The organism is Pseudomonas sp. MAG002Y (assembly GCF_019400845.1).
Lineage (GTDB): Bacteria > Pseudomonadota > Gammaproteobacteria > Pseudomonadales > Pseudomonadaceae > Chryseomonas > Chryseomonas luteola.
In genome coordinates, this window is record NZ_WOEJ01000054.1 from 1 (window position 1) to 564 (window position 564).

1 pseudogene is annotated in these 564 nt (G+C 56.0%); it reads right to left on the bottom strand.

Features of this window, described 5'->3' with window-relative positions:
- Window positions 1-502, bottom strand: a pseudogene (locus GM154_RS25515) (IS5 family transposase); the annotation flags it as partial.
- Window positions 503-564 lie beyond the last annotated feature (62 nt).

Below are 564 nucleotides of genomic sequence, written 5' to 3' on the forward strand. Positions count from 1 at the left end.
AGTAACGGAATAAAGTTGCGCGAATCGGCCTGCTGACCAGGCGAGAGGGTAAAGCTCAGCGGATAACCATTGGCATCGCAAAGCAGGTGAATCTTGGTACCTAACCCACCCCGGCTGCGTCCCAGGCAATGATCTACAGGTTCGTCCGGGCCCCTTTTTTTCCGCCTCCTGCCGCGGCACGGGTAGCTCGAATGGTCGTAGAGTCCACCATCCAGGTATCCAGATCGATAAAGCCATCCTGGCGAAGCCGCAGATGCAGACGAGTCAATACGCGCTCAAACGTTCCGTCGTCCCGCCATTGGCGAAAACGCTGATAGACCGTTTTCCAAGGGCCGTAGCGTTCGGGTAGATCACGCCATTTGGCGCCGGAGCAAAGGATCCAGAAGATACCATTGAGCATCTGTCGATCATCCCGGCGAGGACGGCCCATGGTCTGGGGAGGAGAAACGATGTCTTCAATCAATGCCCAGCGCTGACTCGAAAGCTCGTAGCGACCTGTCATGTCTGCCTCCGCTTGCCACAACGGCATTAGGCTAACAAACGCGACTTTTCAGACAAACCCTA